Source organism: Cellulomonas septica (genome assembly GCF_012396155.1).
GTDB classification, from domain to species: Bacteria; Actinomycetota; Actinomycetes; order Actinomycetales; family Cellulomonadaceae; genus Cellulomonas; species Cellulomonas septica.
Genome location: NZ_JAAXOY010000312.1, coordinates 1 through 4,167, shown reverse-complemented (window position 1 = coordinate 4,167; position 4,167 = coordinate 1). Strand labels below are relative to the sequence as shown.

Annotated in this window: 5 protein-coding genes and 2 tRNA genes; 4 read left to right on the top strand and 3 right to left on the bottom strand. The window is 74.4% G+C overall.

Going from position 1 to position 4,167, the window contains the following annotated elements:
* On the top strand, positions 1-711 hold a 711-nt coding region (locus tag HGA02_RS12240), incomplete at its 5' end, for a DUF1349 domain-containing protein (protein WP_246247725.1).
* A 7-nt stretch (positions 712-718) separates the two neighbouring features.
* On the opposite strand, the gene HGA02_RS12235 is transcribed toward HGA02_RS12240, so the two are convergent.
* A complete protein-coding gene (locus HGA02_RS12235; protein ID WP_343035459.1) occupies positions 719-1,855 on the bottom strand; it encodes an epoxide hydrolase family protein in 1,137 nt (378 codons plus the stop codon).
* 52 nt (positions 1,856-1,907) lie between these two features.
* Positions 1,908-2,696 carry a hypothetical protein gene (locus tag HGA02_RS12230; protein ID WP_168679239.1) on the bottom strand — a complete coding sequence of 263 codons (789 nt, stop codon included), beginning with the start codon at positions 2,694-2,696 and terminating at the stop codon, positions 1,908-1,910.
* Between the two features lie 192 nt (positions 2,697-2,888).
* On the opposite strand from HGA02_RS12230, the gene HGA02_RS12225 reads away from it, so the two are divergent.
* Positions 2,889-3,485, top strand: a complete 597-nt coding sequence (locus tag HGA02_RS12225; protein WP_168679238.1) for a hypothetical protein — start codon at positions 2,889-2,891, stop codon at positions 3,483-3,485.
* Between the two features lie 66 nt (positions 3,486-3,551).
* Here the strand turns inward: HGA02_RS12225 and HGA02_RS12220 are convergent.
* A tRNA-Gly gene (locus HGA02_RS12220) sits at positions 3,552-3,622 on the bottom strand.
* Positions 3,623-3,719: 97 nt separating this feature from the next.
* Here HGA02_RS12220 and HGA02_RS12215 point away from each other — a divergent pair.
* Positions 3,720-3,793 (top strand) — tRNA-Pro (locus HGA02_RS12215).
* Positions 3,794-3,940: 147 nt separating this feature from the next.
* Positions 3,941-4,135 carry a class I SAM-dependent methyltransferase gene (locus HGA02_RS12210; RefSeq protein WP_246247724.1) on the top strand — a complete coding sequence of 65 codons (195 nt, stop codon included), beginning with the start codon at positions 3,941-3,943 and terminating at the stop codon, positions 4,133-4,135.
* Positions 4,136-4,167 lie beyond the last annotated feature (32 nt).

The window sequence follows — 4,167 nt, the reverse complement described above, 5'->3', positions numbered from 1 at the left end:
GGTGGCGCGGCCGCGAGCGGTGCGGGCGTGCACGTCGACAACCTGAGCGCGCTCGCCGCGGCCCGCCCGGCCACGCGGACCGTCCCCGTGCCGCGGCCCGGCCCTCTCCTGCGGGACCTGAGCGACGAGTTCGACGGCACGACCCTCGACGACGGCTGGCGCACGGTCCGCGACCCGCAGGTCACCGTCGCGGACGGGGTGCTGACCTGGCCGACCGAGGCGGCCGACCTCGTCGGCCCGACGAACGACGCCGGGGTTCTGCTGCGCGACGTGCCCGAGACCGACTGGGTCGCCGAGACGCGCCTGAGCACCGACCTCGGCACGGACACCGTCCGGAACTACCAGCAGGGCGGCCTGGTCGCGTACGTCGACGACGACCTCTGGGCGCGGCTCTCGCACGTCGCGATCTGGAACACCCGGCAGACCGAGTACGGCACCGAGCGCCCGTACGCCGGACGCCTCTCCTACGGCGGGACGATCGTCGGGCCGCCCGCGGAGACGACGTGGCTGCGGCTCGTCCACCGGACCGACCGGACGGGCGAGCACGACGTGCAGGCGTTCACGAGCACCGACGGGCGGACCTGGGTCGCGGGTGGTGTGTGGACGTTCCCCGCCGGGTCGGACCTCCAGGTCGGGCTCGTGTCGCACGGCGGGGCGGGGGCGACGAACCAGTTCGACTACCTGCGCGTGTCCCGCCTCGCCCGCGGGTGACGCGGGGTCAGGTCCCCGCGCGCAGCGGGCGGAAGAAGTCGCGGAGCTCCTGCGCGTAGCGTCCGGGGGTCTCGAACGGCGCGAAGTGACCGCCCGCCGGGGGCTCGGTCACGGAGACGACGTGCGCGACGCGGTCGAGCCACTCCCGGGGCGGCCGCAGGATGTCGCCCGGGAAGAGCGAGAACCCGGACGGCACCTCGACGCGGCGCGCGTGCTGCGCGCGCGGGATGGCGGCGTTCGCGTGGTACATCCGCATCGACGAGCCGGCCGTCCCGGTGAACCAGGTGGTGCTGAGCAGCGTGAGGACCTCGTCGTCGGTGAACGCGGCGATGCCGGTGCGCGGGTCGCTCCAGGCGTGCAGCTTCTCGACGACCCACGCCGCCAGCCCCGCGGGCGAGTCGGTGAGGCCCACGGCCTGCGTCAGCGGCTTCGTGCGGTGCACCGCGCCGTAGGCGCCCTCGGCCGCACGCCACCGGTCCACGTCCGCGAACCAGTCGCGCTCGACGGGGGACAGGTCGGCGACGTCGCCGGTGAGGACCGGGAGCCCGGCGTCCATGCGGTGGACGCCCACGAGGCGCTCGGGGTGGTCGAGCGCGAGGAAGCGCGTCACGGCGCTGCCGATGTCGCCGCCCGCGGCCCCGTACCGGTCGTAGCCGAGCGCGTCCATCAGGTCCGCCCACACCCCGGCGACCGCGACCGAGTCGAGGACGACGTCCGGCGGGAGCACCGAGTGCCCGAACCCGGGCATGTCGGGGACGACGACGTCGAACGCGTCGTCCGGGTCCGCGCCGTGGGCCCCGGGGTCGGTGAGCGGGCCGACGACCTTGGAGTAGCGCCACGACGAGTCCGGCCAGCCGTGCGTGAGGACGAGCGGCAGCGCCGGCGGCGCCCCGGACGCCCGGACCGGGCGCACGTGCACGAAGCTGACGTCGACGCCGCGCACCCGCACGCGGAAGCGCGGCACGCGCGCCTGCTCGGTCTCGCGCGCCGGCCAGTCGAAGCCGTCCGCCCAGTAGGCGACCAGGTGGCGCAGGTACTCCTGGTCGGTGCCGAGCGACCAGCCCGCACCGCTCGGCGCCGCGGGCCAGCGCGTCGCGCGCAGGCGCGTGCGCAGGTCGTCCCACGCCTCGGGGGAGGTGGTCACGTCGTGCCGCTGCGGCGACGGCGTCCCGCTCACCGCGCGGTCGACCGGTGGCCTAGTGGACACGGAAGTCGAACGCGTCCGGCTGACGGTGCCCGTACTTGTCGCGCAGGAAGTTGCCGCTCGTGCTCAGGTCCGCCGTCAGGCGACGCTGCCGGCTCGCGTCGAGGGTGTCGGCCTGGGCCGCGAGGATCCGCAGCTGCTCGGCCAGCTCCTCGACGGGGGTGCGACCGTCGGGCTGGCGCTCGTGCACCCTGCCCGGCGGGATCGCGAGGTAGCTCGTGAGCACGGACGGCAGGTACTGCCGCACCATCGCGTCCAGCTCGTACTCGAACCGCGCGTCGCGGGTGGGCTCACGCTGCTCCGAGGCGATCACGGCGTCCAGCACGTCGCAGATCCGCACGACGGTCCGGTGGGTGTCGCCGGGCAGGCGCCGCCGGTTCCGGTCGGCCTTCTCGCGGACCCGGGCGACCGTCGACGTCAGGTCCTCCGCCCCCTCGACGGGGGTGGTGTGCGGCGCGCGGGACGTCGAGACGACGGTCGCGGTCCCCCTCACGTCCCGCTTCCACCACCGGCGTCGTGCCGGCAGCCAGAGGTCGCGCAGGTGCCAGGAGCGGACGCCCGAGGCGCCCATCGCGACGAGCACGAGCAGGGTGCGCAGTCCCCAGGGGGCGTCGAGCACGAAGACCGCCGCAGAGAACGCCCCGGCGTAGACCAGGCCCTCGAGGGACGTCCGGAGGTGCTTGCGCACCGCGCCGATGACGACCACCAGGTAAGCGAGCAGGGGCAGGAAGACCAGGACGGCCGCCACCTTGACGACGTTGCCGAGCGTCAGCCGCGTCATGAGCCCTCCTCGAGCACCCGGTGTCTGGTCCGATCATCTCAGACGCCGCTCGGAAAGCGCCGCGAGAGTCGGAAGGTCGTCGGCGCGGTGAGCGCAGGAAGCGGTAGGTGCGCCCCCGGCGGCCGCTGCGGCGGACGGGTGACGCTCGTGAGGCACGCTCCGAACGGCTCTCCGCGACCCTATGGTCGGCGCATGCGCGACACGGAGCTGTTCGACGACGTCGACGAGTGGGTCAGGGCCGGCGACCTGGACGGGGCGTGCGAGCGCCTCGCCGACAGGCTCGAGGCGACCGGCGTCGACGGGTTCGCGCGGGCTGCGCGCGGCGGGTTCACCAACCGGCCCGACGAGGTGCGGCGCTGGCTGCAGCGGTGCGCCACGCTCCTGACCGAGAGCGAGGGCGAGTACCCCGCCCTCTACACCGAGATGAACGGCTACACGATCAACCCCGACCACTGGTTCGCCTCGCTCGAGGCATGGTCGTCGCCGATCGACGACTTCGACAGCATGGACGACGGGCCGGCCGACATCCCGTTGCACTACCGGGAGGACCTGACCCTGCGCGGGTGGGCGTCCATGCAGGGCTCGTTCGAACGCTACGTCGGCGAGCACGCACCGAGGGCTGCCGAGGTCGATGCCGCGCGGGACGTCGCCGACCTGCTGGTGCACGTCTCGTTCCTGCGGCTGATCCGCGACGCCTGGCTCGCCGGTCCGATCGACGGCATCTCGGTGCCGCTCGCGGTGACGACGCACGACTCCGAGCTCGGGATCGTGCTCCAGCCGGTGGCGTGACGGGCCGGGTCGCCGGCGACCGTGGCCCAGGAGGCGGTCGCCTGGGAGCAGCGGCACGCGTGTCGGAGCGGACGACGGGAATCGAACCCGCGTAGCCAGTTTGGAAGACTGGGGCTCTACCATTGAGCTACGTCCGCACAGGTCCGGCAGGCCGGACCGCGGCACCCAGGGTACCGGGTGCGCAGGAGCGGATCGTGCACCCCACCCGGCCACCCGGCCGTACCGGGGTGCGCACGGGATGTGGCGCAGGTTGGTAGCGCGTCCGCTTTGGGAGCGGAAGGTCGTGGGTTCGAATCCCGCCATCCCGACCGGGTTCACCCTCGGGCGCACGGCGCTCGCGAGGTGCCGTCGGGGCAGCGCTCGTACCGTCGGCGGGTGCTCTTCGCCCGCGGAGGCGCTCCCGTTCGACGACGACGCGTCCGACGCGACGTTCGCGCAGGCTCGTCGTCCACTTCATGGCGGACCCGGTCGCGGGGCTGGGGGAGATGCGCCGCGTGACGCGGCCGGGCGGGACCGTCGCGGCGTCGGTGTGGGACCAGGCGGACCGCGGCCCGCTCACGGTGTTCTGGCGTGCGGCGCGCGCGCTCGACCTGGGACCTGCTCCGTTCACGGTCGAGGCGACCGCGTGGTGCGTGCGGGGGCAGGCCTGACGGCTCCGCGCGCGAGGGCGGCGGCGTCGTCG